The organism is Streptomyces mobaraensis (assembly GCF_020099395.1).
In the GTDB taxonomy this organism is placed as follows: domain Bacteria; phylum Actinomycetota; class Actinomycetes; order Streptomycetales; family Streptomycetaceae; genus Streptomyces.
This window is the reverse complement of record NZ_CP083590.1, coordinates 1,247,349-1,264,439: the sequence shown is the minus strand read 5'-3', so window position 1 is coordinate 1,264,439 and position 17,091 is coordinate 1,247,349. Positions and strand designations below refer to the sequence as shown.

The window sequence follows — 17,091 nt, the reverse complement described above, 5'->3', positions numbered from 1 at the left end:
TCCGCCGGAGGCCCGGCACCACACGTCCATCGTCACTTCGCCGTCAGGGGTAGGGGTTGTCCAATGACACGACGCGTCGTCATCACGGGAATCGGGGTAAGGGCGCCCGGTGGCACGGGGAAGAAGCAGTTCTGGGAACTGCTGACCTCCGGCCGTACCGCGACCCGCCGCATCTCGTTCTTCGACCCGAGCCCCTACCGCTCACAGGTGGCCGGTGAGTGCGACTTCGACCCGCGGGCCGAAGGGCTGACGCCCCGGCAGATCCGGCGCATGGACCGGTCCGCGCAGTTCGCCGTGGTCTGCGCGCGGGAGGCGGTCGCCGACAGCGGTGTCGAGTTCGAGGAACTGGACCCGCACCGCACCGGCGTCAGCCTGGGCAGCGCCGTCGCCGCCGCGACCAGCCTGGAGCGCGAGTACCTCGTGCTCTCCGACGGCGGCCGGGACTGGCACGTGGACCCCTCCTACCTCTCACCGCACATGTTCGACTACCTCACCCCGGGCGCGGCGGCCGCCGAAGTGGCCTGGGAGGTGGGGGCCGAGGGGCCCGTGGCGATGGTCTCCGACGGCTGCACCTCGGGGCTCGACGCGCTCGGCCACGCCTGCCGGCTCATCCAGGACGGCAGCGCGGACGTGATGGTCGCCGGGGCCTCCGACACCCCCGTCACCCCCATCGTCGTCGCCTGCTTCGACGCGATCAAGGCCACGACGCCCCGGAACGACCGTCCCGAGCAGGCGTCCCGCCCCTTCGACCGCACCCGCAACGGCTTCGTGCTCGCCGAGGGCGCGGCCGTGTTCGTCCTGGAGGAGTACGAGCACGCGCGCCGCCGGCACGCGCACGTCTACGGCGAGATCACGGGGTACGCGACCCGGCTCAACGCCTACCACATGACCGGTCTCAAGGCCGACGGCCGGGAGATGGCCGAGGCGATCAGGGTGGCCCTCGACGAGTCCCGGATCGACCCGTCCGCGGTCGACTACGTCAACGCCCACGGCTCGGGAACGAAACAGAACGACCGGCACGAGACCGCCGCGTTCAAGCGGAGCCTCGGCGCACACGCCCACCGCGTGCCGATCAGCTCCATCAAATCCATGGTCGGCCACTCGCTCGGCGCCATCGGCTCCATCGAGATCGCCGCCTGCGCCCTCGCCATCGACCAGGGCGTGGTGCCGCCGACCGCCAACCTCCACGAACCCGACCCCGAATGCGACCTCGACTACGTGCCACTGACCGCGCGCGAACTCCGCGTGGACACGGTGCTGAGCGTCGGCAGCGGATTCGGCGGGTTCCAGAGCGCGATGGTGCTGCGCCGTACGGAAGGAGCGCGCGCGTGACCGACAACGTCGTGATCACCGGAATCGGCGTGATGGCCCCCAACGGGACGACCGTCGACGACTACTGGGCGGCGGTCCTGGAGGGACGCTCCGGCATCGGCGAGATCCGGCGCTTCGACGCGGACCGGTACCCTTCCCGGCTCGCCGGCCTGATCGGCGATTTCGATCCGCTGGAGCACCTGCCGAAGCGGCTCCTGCCGCAGACCGACGTCTCCACGCGGTTCGCGCTGGCCGCCGCCGCGAGCGCCCTGGCCGACGCCGGCGCGGACCCCGCGGAACTCCCCGAGTTCGACATGGGCGTCATGACCTCGAACGCCACCGGAGGCTTCGAGTTCACCCACCGGGAGTTCCGCAAACTGTGGTCCGAGGGCCCGTCGTCGGTCAGCGTCTACGAGTCCTTCGCCTGGTTCTACGCCGTCAACACCGGCCAGATCTCCATCCGGCACGGCATGCGCGGGCCCGGCAGCGTCGTCGTCGGGGAACAGGCCGGCGGTCTGGACGCCGTCGGCAACGCCCGCGGGGCGGTCCGGCGCGGCACCCCGCTCGTGGTGTGCGGTGGCGTCGACTCCGCCTTCGACCCCTGGGGGTGGGCCTCCCACCTGTCCTCCGGCAGGGTCAGCCGGACGGCCGACCCGCGCCGCGCCTACCTGCCGTTCGACGCCGATGCGGCCGGGTACGTGCCCGGCGAGGGCGGCGCGATCCTCATCGCCGAGAACGCCGACGCGGCACGGACGCGCGGCCGCCGCGCGTACGGCGAGATCGCCGGCTACGCCGCGACCTTCGACCCGGCACCCGGCCTGGACCGGCCGCCGGGGCTGCGCCGGGCGGCCGAACTCGCCCTCGCCGACGCGGGACTGGAGCCCTCCGCCATCGGAGCCGTCTTCGCCGACGCGGCCGGCCTGCCGGCGGACGACGCCGCCGAGGCCGCCGCCATCCGGGAGGTCTTCGGGCCGGGAGCCGTCCCCGTGACCGCCCCCAAGGCGCTCACCGGCCGCCTCTTCGCCGGCGGCGGCCCGCTCGACCTGGTGGCCGCCCTCCTGGCGATCCGCGACGGCGTCGTCCCGGCCACCGCGCACACCGCCGACGTCCCCCCGGCGTACGGCATCGACCTCGTCCTCGGGCAGCCCCGGCACCGCCCGGTGGACGCCGCGCTCGTGCTCGCGCGCGGCAAGGGCGGCTTCAACGCGGCCGTCGTGGTACGCCGCGCGGAGGCGGACGCCGGCTGACCGCCGGCCCCCGAACACCCGGCACGCGGAACCCCATCCGGAAGCACAAGGAGACCATCGGCATGAACGACATCACCGCCCGCGACCTCGTCCGGCTGCTCACCGAGAGCGCCGGCGAACTCGACTTCACCGGCCGCCCCGAGGAGGCCCTGGACCTCACCTTCGCCGAACTCGGCTGCGACTCGCTCGCCCTGCTGGAGACCGCGGCGCGCATCCAGCAGGAGTACGGCGTGGTCCTCGACGACGACGCGGCGACCGCGACCGAGACCCCGCGGGCGCTCCTGGCGGCCGTCAACGGCACGCCCGCGAGGCTTGGCTGACACGGTGGCGAGGTCCGGCTGACCCGGCCGCGGGCGGGGCCCGGCCGCGGCACGGCCCTCAGCGCAGCGGTCCTCAGCGCAGCCGGACGAACGCGTCCGACACCCGCACCAGCCACGCGATGTCGTCGGTGAGCCCGGACGCCTCCCGCCGCCCGTCGGACGCCTCCGCCGCCTCGGCGGCCGCGCCCCGGGGCGCCCGGGACGCGCACTTGTCCCGGATCGCGACCCACAGGGCGTACGCCTCCCGCTCGGCGCCGGACCGGGCCCCCGGTCCGGCGCCGCCGTCCCCGTCCCCGTCCCCGGGCGCGGGCTCGGGCATGTAGGGGCGCAGTGCCCGCTGGCCGTCGCGGATCTCGATGACGCGGCGGTACAGCCGGTAGTCCAGGTCCCGCCACGCCAGCAGATCACCGATCCGGCACAGCACCGGGGGATCGAGGACGATGTCGGGAACCGTCCGGTACAGCGCGATCCACAGCGGCCGCAGCCGCCGGTACGCCCGGTACCGCGTGCCCCACCGGACGGCCCGGCTCAGGCTGGGGCCCCACGCGGGGACCGTCCAGCCGAACACCTTGAGGGCGGAACCGATGTCCCCGGTGAGCCAGTTGGCCGTGTCCAGCGGGGTCATGTCCCAGCCGGAGAGCGTCCCGGTGATCTCCGTGCAGCGCAGCGCGCAGTGGACGAGGGAGAGCGTGGCGCCGAGCATCGCCGCGCCCATGCCCCGGCGCAGCCACGAACGCTGGGCGATCCCCATGTAGCGCCAGGACAGCCGTACCGTCTCGCACTGCCCGGCCGCGCAGACCGTGAAGAAGAAGTACAGGTAGGCCGCGTACGCCGGGTCGCTCATGTCGGCCAGCGTGAGCCGGTCGGCGACGGCCCTGCGGTCGCCCAGCCCGAGCGCGAAGTCGAGCACAACCAGCGCCACGGCCATGCCCGCGAACACGGCGACCCGGCGGCGCACCCGGGGACGCGCCGCCTCGGGCGGGTGCGACCAGTAGGTGAGGAAGACCGTCTGGGTGCCGGTGAGCCCGACCACGGCCAGCTCGGTGACCAGCGGGCCGGGGTGCGGCCGGCCGGGCAGCAGGGCGACGGCCGTGTTCAGGCCGGTGAGCTGCTCGAAGAAGCCGAGGAAGGAGCAGAGGAAGTGCACACTGAGGGCCAGCACGGCCGGGTTCCCGCGACTGCGCAGCAGGACCGGCACGTTGTACAGGAGGGCGGCCAGCGCGGCCGTGGCGCAGCACCAGGCGGTCAGGTGGCTGGGGTGAACGGCCGGCAAGCGGTCCTCGTCTTTCCGTGCGGGCCGAGGGGGGACTCCCGGTGCGGGCCGGACGAGGACGCTCAGTGCGGGCCAAGGGTGGCCTCGATCCGCGCGATGACGTCCGCGTCCGCGCAGGGGACGTCCCCCGGGAGCTCCGGTGGGTCGGTGGCGGCACGTTTCAGGAAGAGCGACGCGATCATCTCGGCCTCGCGCTCCTGCGGATCGCTGTACGCCGTCCGGTAGAGCGCGTCCCGCACCAGCGCGGGGTCCAGGTCGGGGAAGAGCGTGCTCGCCCCCGGGCCGAGGGGGTCGTCGGCCGTGCGGTGCCCGCACAGCATGTGGGCGAGTTCGTGGACGATGATGTGGTCCTGGTGCGCCGGGCTGGTGTCCGCCTCGTAGACGATGACGTCGACGTCCCGCAGGGCGATCCACATGCCGCACGGGTGCGGCGCCTTGAGGCTCAGCGCGGCGGTGACCACCGGGCGGCCGCGCATGGCGCTGACGTGGGCGCACAGGGCGGCGAGGTCCCCCTTCCCCGGCTCCCCCAGTGACGCCAGGCGGGCCTCGCAGGCCCGGCGCAGCCGGCGCCCGCCCCTCCTCCACCGCATCCGTCGCGGTCTCTGTACAGAGGACACTGCTCCGGTCTACTCCTCCACGGGCGGCAAACCCTGCAGTTGACGGACCTGGTCGATCACGGCGGTGATGGCGGCGAGGCTCTCCGGCGGCAGCCCCACCGCCCGCAGGGCGACCCCGCGCACTCCGGACTGGCTCAGCGCGTTGAGCGCCGCCAACTGGGCGTCGACGCGCTCGGCGTGGCCGGAGTCGACGAAGTAGGCCGGGGAGACGCCGAAGAACTTCGCCAGCGCGTTCAGCAGGTCGGCGGAGGGGTTGGTGCGCTTGCCCGTCCGCAGCGCGGAGAGGTAGGCGCCGCTCACCTTGAGGCCGGGGCTGACGCGCTTCACCTCGTCGGCCACCTCGCGGTTGGTCCAGTTCCGGCCCTGCGGGCGGCTGGTACGGAACAGGTGGTTGAGCCTCCGCGCGAGCAGCGTCCCGCCGTCGCCGTCCGGCACGTCCTCACCCTCCACGGCACTCTCCACGGCGTCGTCCACGATCGTCCCCCGTCACCTTCCACAGTCGTCCACGGTCGTCCGCTCACGGCACGCCGGACCGGTGTCATGGGACCGACCGTTGAAACCAATCCTCCCTCATCAACCTGTAGTTGACAATGATCCTTCGATCCATGCAGACTCCATTCAACTGACAGTTGTTTCTCAACCCCCGCCGGTCAGAGGCGCTTTCGCCGGTCCTGGGGTGATCGCCGGGTACGACACCACGGGGGGAGCCCATGGGAGTCCAGATAGGGATCGACGTTCTCGGCTCGTTATCGCTGTACGCCGACCGCGCGTACGCGACCCCGACGGCCCCCAAGGAACGCAAGGTCCTGGCGCTCCTGCTGATGAACCACTCGCGCGTCGTCCCGGTCTCCCGGCTGGTCGAGGAGCTCTGGCACGACAGCCCGCCCAAGACCGCGCTCACCGCCCTCCAGACGTACATCCTCAACATCCGGCGCAGCATTTCGGTCAACTTCTCCCTGCCGCAGACCGTCGTGAGCCGCGAGCTGCTGAGGACCGGCAACATGGGGTACGTCTTCCACACGGAGTCGTGCTTCTTCGACCTCGCCGAGTTCCGGCGCCTGGAGGCGGCCGGCCGGCTCGCCCTGCGCGCCGGCGACCAGGACGCCGCCGTCCGCCATCTGCAGCGGGCCGACGACCTCTGGCAGGGCACGGCGCTCGTCGACGTGGAGTGCGGGCTGCCGCTCCAGGCGGAGGTGTCGAGGCTGGAGCAGTCGCGGCAGGCCGCGCGGGGGCTGCGGATCGAGACCCTGCTGCGGATCGGCCGCCACGAGGAGGTGCTCAGTGAACTGGCGGCCCTGGTGCTCCAGCACCCCTTCGACGAGCACCTGCACGCGTACTACATGATCGCCCTGCAGCGCTCGGGCTGCCGCCCGCAGGCCCTGGAGGTCTTCCACCGGCTGCGCCGGTCCATGGCCGACGACCTGGGCCTGGAGCCCTCGCCGGACCTCCAGCGGCTCCAGCGGGAGATCCTCGGCCAGGGCACGGCCGCCGGCGGTGGCCCGCGGACCGTGCAGGACCTCCTCCAGCGCACCCGGCTCGGCGCGCTGCCGCCCGCCGTGTGAACCGCCGGGCACCCCCCGAAGATCGTCCCCCGACGGCCGCGCGGCATAATCGGACATCCGGGGTGAAAGCCCTGATCCGATGCCGCACACGCAGGAGCAGTCCATGATCTTCATCGTCGTCAAGTTCACGATCCGTCCGGAGCGCAGCGACGAGTGGCTCGGCCTCGTCGAGGACTTCACCCAGAGCACCCGGCGGGAGCCGGGCAACCTGTTCTTCGAGTGGTCGCGGAGCGTCGAGGACCCGAACCAGTTCGTGCTGGTCGAGGCGTTCAAGGACGGCGCGGCCGGCGAGGTGCACGTGAACTCGGAGCACTTCAAGAAGGCGATGGCCTGGATGCCCGACCTGATCGCCAAGACGCCCGAGATCGTCAACGTCGAGGTCCCGTCCGAGGGCTGGTCGGCCATGGCGGAGCTCACCCCGCGCGGCTGACCGCCGTCCGACGACCGAGGCCCCGTTCGCCCTCCCGCGGAGGGCGGGCGGGGCCTTTGCGCTGTCGCGTCGCCCCGACGGATGGGGACGGTTCCGGATGTTCCGGGAGGATTTTTCGGGAGGAACGGGAGAATCGGGAGAGAGGCGCCATTGAAGGCGGGGTGGGGGCTCCCGCACGATGGGGGGCAAAGCGGTGGCGTCGGGGAGGGCGGGCTGCGTGGTGGAGGTTCGGGACGTCGTGGTCGTCGGTGCCGGGCCCACCGGGCTGGCCCTGGCGATCGCGCTGCGGCAGTACGGGCTGGACGTGCTCGTCGTCGAGAAGGAACCGAGCACGAAGAACGAGGCCCGGGCATGTGTCATCTGGCAGCGGGCCCTTGAGGCGCTGCGGGACCTCGGGTGTGCCGAGGACCTGGTCGGGGCGGGGGTGGTGGTGCGGCGCGCGGCGTTCCGGGTGCGGGGGCGGCTGCGCGGGGAGTACGACATGGCCGTACCGGGGACGGCCTTCCCCTGTCCGCTCGACATCGAGCAGGACGCCACCGAGCGGCTGCTCCGCGGTCGGCTGCGGGTTCTGGGGGACGATGTCCGTTGGGGCACCGAGGCCGTGGCGGTGCGGGTCGGGGCGGACGGGGCCGAGGCCGATCTGCGGGGGCCGGACGGGCGGGGGCGTACGGTCGCGTGCCGGTGGATCGTGGGGTGCGAAGGGGCGCACAGCATCGTGCGCAAGACCCTGGGCATTCCCTTCGAGGGCGAACGCCGCGCCGGCCTCCAGGCCGTGCAGATCAACGCCAAGCCCGACTGGCGCTTTCCGCGGGACCACGACCTCACCCAGGTCTTCGTCCAGCGGGGCGTCTCGCTCATCGCCAGCCCGCTGCCCGGTGGAATCCACCGGTTTTTCGCCTTTCGCGACGACCCCGAGCCGCACAGCGAGGAACCGCCCGACGTCGAGGAGATGCGGACGCTCGTCGCCCGGGCCACCGGCGACCCCGACGTCCGGCTGGTGCCGACGGATCCGCCGTGGATCAACCGGGCCCGCTTCCACGACCGCCTCGCCACGCGGCTCCGCCACGGCGCCGCCCTGCTCGCCGGCGACAGCGCCCACCTGTGGGCGCCCATCGGCGGTCACGGCCTCAACATCGGGCTGTGCGCGGCCCACAACCTGGGCTGGAAGCTCGCGGCCGTCCACCGGGGGCGCTGCCGCGAGGAGTTGCTCGACACGTACTCCGCCGAACAGCGCCGCACGGCCGCCGGCGTGATGCGCGACATGCGCCACAACGTCACGGAACTCCCGCCCGGCCCCCTGACGTTCGCGGCCCTGAGCCTCGCCGCGCCGGTGGTCATCGGCAGCCGGTGGGCCGAACGGCGGACGCGGCTGATGATGAGCGACTTCACCCGGCACCACCGGCCCAGCGCCCTCTCCGCCGACACCGGCGGCCGGGGGCCGCTGCGCGCCGGCGACCGGCTGCCGGACCTTCCCGTCCGTGTCCACGGCGGCGGCCGGCGGCGCCTCCACGAGCTGCTCTCCTACCGGAGGTGGACGCTGCTGGTCTTCGAGGGCGGCGGGAGCGGCGGGCAGCCCGCGGGGCTGCCGGAGCGGTACGGCGCGGACGTCGAGGTGTTCCGGGTCCGCTCCGAGGCCGACGCGGCCGGTGCGGTGCCCGCCGGGACGCTCCTCCTCGTCCGCCCCGACGGGTACGTGGGCCTCCGCGCGGCCGCCGGCGACCGGCGCGCGGCGGCGGCCTATCTGGACCGGTGGTTCGTGTGAGGCATCCGCGGTGACCGTGGTTCGTCCAAGAGCCTCAGCGGTGGCGTGGTACGTGTGAGTGCCTCAGCGGTGACGGTGGTTCACGCAAGTGCCTCAGCGGTGGCGTCCGTTCGCACACGTGCCTCAGCGGTCCCCGCGCACCACCATCCTCGACGGCCCGTGGAACACCAGGTCGTCCGCGTACCGCACCGGGCCGTCCGGCTCGTCCACCGCGAGCCGCAGCCCCGGCAGTCCGGTCAGCAGCCGGCGGAGACCGGTCTCCGCCTCCACGCGCGCCAGCGGGGCGCCCAGGCAGTAGTGGGCGCCCAGCCCGAAGCCGCAGTGGCGGCGGGCGTCGCGGCGGATGTCCAGCCGGTCGGGGTGCGGGAAGCGGCGGGGGTCGCGGTTGGCCGAGCCCAGGACCAGGGTCACCTTGTCGCCTCGCCGGACGGGGTGCCCGCCGATCTCGGCGTCCTCGTGCGCGCGGCGGCTGATGAGCTGCACCGGGCCGTCGTAGCGGACCAGCTCTTCCACCGCCCCCGGCAGCAACTCCGGCCGCTCGCCGAGCAGTCCGAGCTGGTAGGGGTGGTCGAGTAGGGCGAGCAGGCCCTTGCAGAGGAGGTTGGTGGTGGTCTCGTGGCCGGCCGTGAGCAGATGGACGCAGGTGCCGACGAGGACGTCGTCGCCCAGCGGCTCCTCCTCGGCCGCCCGCAGCATGGCCGCTATCAGGTCCCCCTCGTCGCCTTGTCCCGTCGGCCCGGCGGCGCGGCGCCGGGACAGCTCGGCGCGGAAGTACGCGTCGAGTTCGCGGGCCGCCGCGTCCGCCACCCGGTAGGCGTCGCTCCGCCGGGCGGCGCGGGCGCTGGTGGCCTGCTGGAGGCCGACCGCGCGCGCCCGGAACCAGGGCCGGTCGTCCGCCGGCACCCCCAGCAGCTCGCTGATCACCAGGATCGGGAAGGGCGCGGCGAACCGGTCCACCAGATCGGCCCGCCCGTCCTCGGCCAGCGTCTCGGCCAGGTCGGCGACGAGCCGGCCCGCCAGCTCGTCCACGCGGGGGCGCAGCCGCTCGACCACGCGGGGCGTGAAACTCCTCGCGACCAGCGCGCGGACGCGGGTGTGCCGCGGCGGGTCCATGAACACCATCCAGTCGGACGCCGTCCGCCGCAGATGCGGGCACCCGGCCGGCAGCGGCGCGGGCAGGCCGCCGCGCCCGTACCGGCGGTCGGACAGGACGGCGGTGACGTCGGCGTGCCGGAAGAGGTACCAGCCCTCCTCGGACCGGTGGACGGGGTCGTCCTCGCGGTAGCGCTCGTAGAGCGGATACGGATCGGGGATGTGCACATCGGAGAGGCGGAAGGGGCCGAGGGGTGTCATGGGTGCCTCCGAGGTGCGGGTCCGGTGGATCCGGTGGATACGGGTGGGGTCTTCTGGGTGCGGGGCAGGTGGGTGACCCACGCCACGTCCAGCGGGTGGTCGCCGGGCCGGCCTGCCGTCCGGATGGCGTGCGCGAGGCCCCAGCGCCGGAACAGCTCCATCGAACGCGGCCCGACCGTACCGACCTTGGGGTGCTCCACCCGCCCGTCGGAGGCGCCCAGGAGCAGGAAGCGGACGCCCCGGTGTCCCAGATCCAGGGCCGGCGCCGGCCCGACCGGGCCGGCTCCGACGATCAGGACGTCGGTGCCGAAAGGCGCGCCCCGGCCCTCGTCCGCGTCGCCGTCGGTGGGTGTGATGCTCATCCTTCGCGATCCCTCCCCTTCGGATCCGTCGCTCCTGGGAAGCCCCGGAAGAAGTCGGCGTAGAACGCCGCCATGTCGCCGACCTGCTCCGGCATGCGGGGGCAGGCGCGTGCCGCGGCGGCCAGGTGGGCGAAGCGCAGGGCGAGGGCGCGGCGGGCGACGTCGGGACGGGGTACGGGCTCGGGCGCGGCCTCCAGCTCGAACGTCGGCCCCGCCGTCCGGCCGCGGCGGCCCGAGTCCATGGTGACCAGCAGTTCCGCCAGCGGGCGCATCATGCCCGTCATCACGTCGATGGAGGCGTTCATGAGTTTGGAGCGGCGCAGGCTGCCGTCGGCGCTCTCGCCGAAGTGCTGGACCATCAGCCGCAGCATCAGCTCGTACGCCTGGTTGAACAGCCGGGCGACCGCCCGCGCCTCGGGGTCGGTGACGGGATCCTTGGCCGCGTCGCCGGTGCCGAGGGTGGGGTTGCGCAGCACGGGATAGGCGGGGTCCCAGGGGAGCAGCCGGCCGTGCGGTCCGGGGGTGCGTTCGGTGGTGAGGAGTTCGCCGATCCGCAGGAACGTCTCGAAGTGCGAGGTCTCCGGCGGGGGCGCGGCGCCGGAACCGCCCTCGCCCTGCTCGGTGATGAGGTCGACGGCGAACAGCGCGCTCGCGAGGTCGTCGACCTCCAGCTGGTAGTCCGGGTGCGCGGTGTTGACGGACGCGCGGAGGAAGAGGTGGTGTTCGCCGCCGCCGCGGCCCTTCTCCACCAGGAACAGGTCCGGGACGCGCCGCAGCCCCTCCCGGATGGCCGCGTACAGCTCGCTGATCGACCCCCAGGACGCGGCCCGCGGCACGGGCGGGACGGTCCCGGTGCCCTCCCGCCGCAGTTCGGGCGTGAGGCCGGCGGGCTGCTCGACGGCGATGTACCGCTGGACGCTGCCGATGCTCAGCCCTTCCAGGGCGAAGTCCAGGGGGACGGGGAGCCGGCCGTTGAGCGTGCCGAAGTCGATCACCGGAACGTGGAACGGTTCGCCGATGGCCGTGATGATGTTGTTGACCAGCAGGAAGTGGATCATCTCCTCGCGGGCGACGGTCAGCAGGGCGCCGCGGATACCGTCGTCGAGCGTCGCCCCGCCCTGCCCGCAGACGAGCTCCAACTGGCGCGGGGTCCACAGCCCGCGCCGCACGAGGACGCGGCCCGCGCCGTGCGTGGGCAGGGAGAACGCGGCGTACAAGTACTGGAGCATCACCGCCAGTTCGAGCGTGGCCGCCTGCTTGAGGACGGCCCACAGCCGGCCCCGGGTGGTGATCGCCGGCGGCGCGGGCGGCGGCGCGGGGACGGCGAGCGGCGGGCGGATCCTGGCCTGCTGGTTGCGGAGGTAGGCGAGGAGCAGCCGCGCCTTCGGGTCGGTGAGGTCACGGGTGGGCGGCATGTAGTACGTGCGGTCCTTGTTGCGCGGGTCGCACATCTGCCACGCGAGCTCGGCGTAGGTCTCGACCTTGCAGCGGTCGGCGAGGCTGAAGACCTCGGACTTCATGAAGGTGGAGACCTGCTCGTAGTAGGCGAAGACCTCCCGGTGGAGCAGGGCGAAGTCCACGTCCTCGCGCGGGATCGCGTCCAGGTGCCAGTCGTCCGGCAGGACGCGGACGGCCAGCGAACCGGCGCCCGCCCAGAAGCGGAGCGCGTCCGCGTCGTCGTAGGCGGTCCAGGCGGAGCCGGGGGCGCGGGGGTCGGTGCCCGGGGCGTCGGCGGGGCCGGTCGAGAGCAGGACGCGGCAGGTGCCGGCGCGGTCGCCGCGGAGGAGGAGGTGGGCATGGCCTCGGGCGTCGGTGGTGAGGGTGCACTCCGGGGCGTACGGCGTGGGTGCGGGTGCGGGTGCGGGTGCGGGTGCAGGTGCAGGTGCGGGTGCGGACGCCGGTGCGGGGCTCGCGCCGCGCGCTCGGCCGGCCGGCGGGGGCGCGCCGCCCACGGGGCTGTGCGGTACGGCGCTCGGTGCGCCGACCGTTCTGCCGGTCCGGCGGTCCGGTCCGCTGTCCGTTCCGCCCACCGGGTCGTTCGGCGCGCTGCCCGCGCTGCCCGCGCTGCCCGCGCTGCCCGCGCTGCCCGCGCTGCCCGCGCTGCCCGCGCTGCCCGCGCTGCCCGCGCTGCCCGCGCTGCCGTCCGTTCTGCCGGGCCCGGCACCTGACCCGGCACCCGGGGCGCCACCCGACCCGCCCCCCGGACCGGCATCCGATTCCCCGCCCGGTTCCGCGCCCGCCCCCTCGCCCCGCCCCGCCCGCAACCCCAGCACCACAGCATCCGCGCAGCGCGCCCCCGGCGTGCCCGCCACGCGGTCGGCTGGCAGCGCACGCGGGTTGTAGTACTGACGTACGCGCACCTCCACGGGCGCCGGGCGCCCGCGGACGAACGAGCGCAGGCGCACCCGGACGGCGTGGTCGGCGCCGCGCGCGCGGTCGCGGTGGTGGAGGACCACGAGCGCGTCGTCCGACTGCACGACGGCCTCCCGCTCGGCCAGCAGCGTCCGCCGCCGCCCGCCGGGCCCCGTCCGGGTCAGGAACAGCCGCTCGTCCGCCGCGTCCGGAGCGCCGGCGGCCCGGGCCACGGTGACGAGCCCCGACGTCTCGTCCGAGGGGTACGCGCCGGCGGGCACCCGGGCGACGAGCGCCCCCGACGCCGTCCGCAGCTCCAGATCGCCCAGGTCTAGAGCCGGCCCGAGCGCGTGCAGGGGGCCTGGGCCCGCCTCCGCCGCCCGGTGCGTGACCGGCACCGCGGTGATCATGTCCAGGACCACCAGGTCGTCCGTCAGCCGCACCGAGAGATGGTGCAACGGGCTCCCGGCGACCGGCTCCAGCAGCCGCCCCGCCGGATAGGTGCGCAATTCGTCGGCGTACCAAGGGGCTACCGTGCCCCGGACGCGCCAGTGGCTGGGGGCGTCGGGGACGACGGGGGAGCTCATGCCGTCCAGGGCGAACCGGACGACGAGGCCGTCCGCACCGCCGTCCGCGACCGCCGCCCGCAGCGCCTCCGCGACGGGGGAGCGGACCGCGCCGGGCAGCCACTCCGCCTCCTCGCGGACGACCACGAACTGGTGCACGGCGGCGTACCGCAACTGCTCGCCGAGGAGGTGCTCGCCGACGTCCAGGATCCGCCCGAACTGCACCCAGCGGGGCGGCTGGAAACCGGTGACGCCCCCGGTGAACAGATAGCCGTCATCGTGCGAGCGCCCCAGCCGGCCGACGCCGAACCGGCCGGTCATCAGGGCCGTCGTCCACCGCGACGCGGGATCGAGGTCGAAGACGCGGGCCCGGTTGACGGTGGTGCGCAGGTACGGGTTGTAGTGGCCCCAGACGTCCACGGCGCGCCCGACGAGCGGGTCGTCGGTGGCCGTCCGCCTGTCCGGGCCTTGGACGGCGGTGACGCGCGCGTCGAAGAGGAAATGCCCGTTCCCGTCGAGGTTCCAGCCCGTGGCCACGCTGAACTCGCCGTCCGGGCAGGGGCGTCCGCGCCGGTCGTAGCGGGGGCCGCGGCGGCGCAGCCAGGCGTGGTACTCGCCGGCCGGCCGGTCGGCGGGGAACGGAACGGGCTCCGGCCCGTCGTCGACGAGGGCGCGCGGACCCGTCACGTCCACCAGGCCGTTGCGCGGCCCGGTGGGCAGCCGGGTGGTGGCGACGCCGGCGAAGTGCAGCCGGGGCAGGTCGAAGACGCTCACCGCAGGGCCCCCGCGCGCCCCCGGCGGCCGTTGACGCCCAGGACGCGCACCGGCGGCGCGTAGTGGACGACCTGGTGGACGGCGTGCAGCGCGGACTCGATGGCGCCCTCGATCCAGGCGGGCGCCGTCGAGCAGTGCTCGCCCGCGAAGAACAGCCGGCCGGCCGGCCGGGCCGCGCGCAGCCGTTCCATCTCGCACTCGGCCGCCGACCTGCCCCAGCGGGTCGCGCAGCCGCCGCTCCACCGCGACAGCCCCCAGACGGCGCTCGCCGAGCCCAGCACCATGCCGGGCCGCCGCAGCCGGGGGTGGGCGGCGGCGAGCTCGTCGAGGACGAGCCGGTGCCGCCGGCGGGCCGGCAGCCGGCCGAGCCGCTCCGCCTCGTCGCCGATCGTGTAACTGGCGAGCAGCGCCGCGCCGTTGCCCGCGGCCGGGCCGTCCGCCGTGTCCTCCTCGGCGTCGTCCACCGCCGGGTAGTAGGTCTGCCGTATCAGCCCCCCGGTGAACGACGCGCCGCCCCGGATGCCCTCCTCCCGCCAGAAGGGCTCCCGGCAGTGGAGGGCCACCTTGGTCGCCGGGCAGTAGACGACGTCCTCCAGCACGGCGCGCTTGTCGTCGTCGACGCCGCGCAGGTCGAGCCGCCGGAGCGCCGGGAAGGGCAGGGTGCAGACGACGAAGTCGGCGTGCTCCACCGTGGTGCGCGCCCCGGCGCGGACGCGCACGAGCACGCCGTCGTCCCGGACGTCGATGCCGACGACCCGCCGCCCGCAGGAGAGGCGGCCCTTGAGCCGGCCGGCGAGCCGGCGCGGCAGCTGGTCCATGCCGCCGTGCAGGCGGAGCAGTGCCGGGCTGGTCTCGGTGAGGATGTCGTCCAGGAAGCTGTTGAGTCGCCCGCTGCACCCGGTGCGGATCTCCGGGTGGGCGGAGAACAGGGAGTGCAGGTCGATCCGGTCGCGGGCGGGGCCGCGCAGGTGGGGGGCCGGGTCGAGGCGGGCGACGAGGTCGAGGAGCTGGCGGTGCAGGTCGTCGCGGAGCGCCGCGCGCAGCTCGGGCGGGGCGGTGGCGTCGACGACGGCGGTCAGCCAGGCGCCGAAGGCGATGGTCGGGGCGGCGTACCGGCGGTCGGCGCCGCGCAGCGCGAGCTCGGCGCGGAAGGTCGCGCACAGCGGCCCGGAGGCGTCCCTGACCCGGACGAAACCCGAGGGAACGCGCAGGAAGGCGTTCTCCTCGGAGAGGAGCGTGGTGAACCGGCGCAGTTTTCCCGTGAGCCCCATCCGGTCGATGTATTCGAGGGTGAGGCGGTGGTGCGCCGGAATGCGCATGGCGCCCAGCTCCACCGCCGGCGCGTCCGGTCCGGTGCCGAAGCGGTGGGTGAAAACGCGTCCGCCGATACGGGTGTCGCCCTCGATCACCTCGACGTGGAAGCCGCGGCGTTCCAGCTCGTAGGCGGTGGTGAGCCCGGCCACCCCGGCCCCCAGTACCAGGACGCGCGGCCGTTCCCGTCCGCTTCCGCCGAAACTCTCGTCGAATGTGTGCACATGCCAGACTTCAGACGTGCCGGACATCGTGGTTCCCCCCGCAAATGTGACCTATTTCCATTTTGTGGTTCCTAAAGACGTCACGGGATCGGAAGTCGCACAACGGTTTTTCCGGACAGGGCGGACTTGCGGGTGTTCCGGCAGGTCGGCTGACGGGAGGCGTAGAGGAATTACGCGTACGGGATAAGCGGGACCCCGGGCCGCTGCGGACCGCGGATCACGCGGGGCGCTCGCCCGCCGCGCGACGGAAGGACCGCCCGACCTGCTGCGACCCGCGCTGAGGGCCACCTCCGGGTCGTACTCCATCGGGAGTACGGAGAACCCCGTTCCCAGGGACGAGGACGCAGCGCGCGGGGCGCGGCATCGTGGAAGGTATGAAGGACGACGGTACGGACCACAGGGGCACCCCGTGAGCCTCCTGGCGCTCTCGGTCCTGCTCTGCCTGGTGTCCGCCGTCTGCTACGCGGCGGCGGCCATCGTGCAGGAGCGGGTCGCCGCGACGGCCGGCGGCGGCATCCGCGGGACGCTGCGCAGCGGAGCCTGGTGGGGCGCCGTGGCCCTGACCGGCCTGGGCGCCGGGCTGCACGTGCTGGCGCTCGCCTGGGGGCCGCTGAGCCTGGTGCAGCCGATGGGGGCGCTCACGATCGTCTTCGCGCTGCCCATGGCCGCCGTCTTCGCGCACCGGCCGGTCGGCGCCGCCGGCTACCGCGGGGCGCTGCTGGCCACCGGCGGCCTCGCCGGCCTGCTCGCGCTCACCGGACCGCCCGGCACCGAATCCCTTCCCGCCGCCGAACGGCCGCTGCTCGCCGCGGGAATGGGCGCCGCCGTGGCCCTGACGGCCCTCGTCGCCCGCCGGGTGCGACGGCCCGTCGTCCGCGGCGTCCTCCTGGCCACGGCGGCGGGCGTCGCCTTCGGCATGGGCTCGGTCTTCACCAAGGCCGCGGCCGAGGACGTCACCGGGCACCGGACGGGAGCGCTCCTCCCCACACTCGTCATCACGGCGGTCCTGGCCTCGGCGGGCATGCTGCTCTCCCAGGCGTCCTACCGCGGCGCGGGCCTCGCGGCCCCGCTGGCCACCGTCACCGTCGCCAACCCCGTCGTGGCCGCCGCCGTGGGCGTCTGCTGCCTGGGCGAGGCGTTCCGCTACGGCCTGACGGGCGGGGTGCTCGCCGGGCTGGCGGGCGCCGCCGCGGCGGCGGGGGTGGTCATCCTGACGTTCCGGGGCGCGGCGGGGGCGTCGGAGGGATCGGGGGTGGCGGAGGAATCGGGGACGGCGGAGGCGCCGCCGGCCCGTCTCGTCGGCCCGCGGCGGGAGGGGCAGGTACAGGGGGAGGGACGGGTGCCGGGGGCAGCGTCACCGCTCGACGGCCCCGGCGCGTACGGTCCGTCCACGCCGCTCGCCGGGCCGCCTCCCGGCCCGCCGGCCCGGAGGCCCGTCACCCGCTCCGGCCGGCGGTGCCTGGTCTCGTCGCCGGCGCGGCAGCGGTCCCGGACGGGCTGACGGCTGACGGGAGCCGGCACCCTTCGCGGTCCGCCACCGCGCGGGGGGGGAGTGATGTAACGGGCAAGCCGGGCGCCCCCGTTGGAGCGCCACCACGGAAGCCGGCCCTCCGGGCCGGAACCGCAC

General features: G+C 74.5%; 14 protein-coding genes. 7 read left to right on the top strand and 7 right to left on the bottom strand.

The window, feature by feature from the left end; all coding sequences use genetic code 11:
• Window positions 1-63: 63 nt before the first annotated feature.
• From K7I03_RS05235 to K7I03_RS05225, 3 genes are all read left to right on the top strand, one after another.
• Window positions 64-1,332 carry a beta-ketoacyl-[acyl-carrier-protein] synthase family protein gene (locus tag K7I03_RS05235; RefSeq protein ID WP_185943432.1) on the top strand — a complete coding sequence of 423 codons (1,269 nt, stop codon included), beginning with the start codon at window positions 64-66 and terminating at the stop codon, window positions 1,330-1,332.
• Window positions 1,329-2,558, top strand: a complete 1,230-nt coding sequence (locus tag K7I03_RS05230; RefSeq protein WP_185943431.1) for a ketosynthase chain-length factor — start codon at window positions 1,329-1,331, stop codon at window positions 2,556-2,558. The genes K7I03_RS05235 and K7I03_RS05230 overlap by 4 nt, the downstream gene beginning before the upstream one ends.
• Before the next feature lie 62 nt (window positions 2,559-2,620).
• Complete coding sequence (locus K7I03_RS05225; protein ID WP_185943430.1) at window positions 2,621-2,878, top strand: acyl carrier protein; 258 nt, start codon at window positions 2,621-2,623, stop codon at window positions 2,876-2,878.
• 73 nt (window positions 2,879-2,951) lie between these two features.
• On the opposite strand, the gene K7I03_RS05220 is transcribed toward K7I03_RS05225, so the two are convergent.
• The 3 genes from K7I03_RS05220 to K7I03_RS05210 all read right to left on the bottom strand — a co-directional run bounded on the left by K7I03_RS05220 (window position 2,952) and on the right by K7I03_RS05210 (window position 5,242).
• The gene (locus K7I03_RS05220) at window positions 2,952-4,151 is read right to left on the bottom strand and encodes an MAB_1171c family putative transporter (protein ID WP_185943429.1); all 1,200 of its coding nucleotides are present in this window, start codon (window positions 4,149-4,151) and stop codon (window positions 2,952-2,954) included.
• 62 nt (window positions 4,152-4,213) lie between these two features.
• A complete protein-coding gene (locus K7I03_RS05215) occupies window positions 4,214-4,741 on the bottom strand; it encodes a toxin (protein ID WP_185943428.1) in 528 nt (175 codons plus the stop codon).
• A 36-nt stretch (window positions 4,742-4,777) separates the two neighbouring features.
• Window positions 4,778-5,242, bottom strand: a complete 465-nt coding sequence (locus tag K7I03_RS05210; protein WP_398856603.1) for a helix-turn-helix domain-containing protein — start codon at window positions 5,240-5,242, stop codon at window positions 4,778-4,780.
• Between the two features lie 236 nt (window positions 5,243-5,478).
• On the opposite strand from K7I03_RS05210, the gene K7I03_RS05205 reads away from it, so the two are divergent.
• The 3 genes from K7I03_RS05205 to K7I03_RS05195 all read left to right on the top strand — a co-directional run bounded on the left by K7I03_RS05205 (window position 5,479) and on the right by K7I03_RS05195 (window position 8,522).
• The gene (locus K7I03_RS05205; RefSeq protein ID WP_185943427.1) at window positions 5,479-6,330 is read left to right on the top strand and encodes an AfsR/SARP family transcriptional regulator; all 852 of its coding nucleotides are present in this window, start codon (window positions 5,479-5,481) and stop codon (window positions 6,328-6,330) included.
• 103 nt (window positions 6,331-6,433) lie between these two features.
• Entirely contained in the window at window positions 6,434-6,760 is a 327-nt protein-coding gene (locus K7I03_RS05200) for a putative quinol monooxygenase (protein ID WP_185943587.1), read from the top strand.
• 217 nt (window positions 6,761-6,977) lie between these two features.
• Window positions 6,978-8,522: an FAD-dependent oxidoreductase gene (locus K7I03_RS05195; protein WP_185943426.1), complete on the top strand. Its 1,545-nt coding sequence runs from the start codon at window positions 6,978-6,980 to the stop codon at window positions 8,520-8,522.
• 123 nt (window positions 8,523-8,645) lie between these two features.
• On the opposite strand, the gene K7I03_RS05190 is transcribed toward K7I03_RS05195, so the two are convergent.
• The 4 genes from K7I03_RS05190 to K7I03_RS05175 are packed head-to-tail and all read right to left on the bottom strand — an operon-like array spanning window position 8,646 to window position 15,491.
• Window positions 8,646-9,875: a cytochrome P450 gene (locus K7I03_RS05190; RefSeq protein ID WP_185943425.1), complete on the bottom strand. Its 1,230-nt coding sequence runs from the start codon at window positions 9,873-9,875 to the stop codon at window positions 8,646-8,648.
• Window positions 9,872-10,237, bottom strand: coding sequence for an FAD-dependent monooxygenase (locus K7I03_RS05185; RefSeq protein WP_274390169.1), 366 nt, complete (start codon window positions 10,235-10,237; stop codon window positions 9,872-9,874). The genes K7I03_RS05190 and K7I03_RS05185 overlap by 4 nt, the downstream gene beginning before the upstream one ends.
• Window positions 10,234-13,929 (bottom strand): ferritin-like domain-containing protein, encoded by a 3,696-nt coding sequence (locus K7I03_RS05180; protein WP_224346897.1) that lies wholly within the window; start codon window positions 13,927-13,929, stop codon window positions 10,234-10,236. Before K7I03_RS05180 ends, K7I03_RS05185 begins: the two co-directional genes overlap by 4 nt.
• Window positions 13,926-15,491 carry a flavin monoamine oxidase family protein gene (locus tag K7I03_RS05175; RefSeq protein ID WP_224346896.1) on the bottom strand — a complete coding sequence of 522 codons (1,566 nt, stop codon included), beginning with the start codon at window positions 15,489-15,491 and terminating at the stop codon, window positions 13,926-13,928. Before K7I03_RS05175 ends, K7I03_RS05180 begins: the two co-directional genes overlap by 4 nt.
• 382 nt (window positions 15,492-15,873) lie before the next feature.
• Between K7I03_RS05175 and K7I03_RS05170 the strand changes: the two genes are divergently transcribed.
• The gene (locus K7I03_RS05170) at window positions 15,874-16,965 is read left to right on the top strand and encodes a DMT family transporter (protein WP_185943423.1); all 1,092 of its coding nucleotides are present in this window, start codon (window positions 15,874-15,876) and stop codon (window positions 16,963-16,965) included.
• Window positions 16,966-17,091 lie beyond the last annotated feature (126 nt).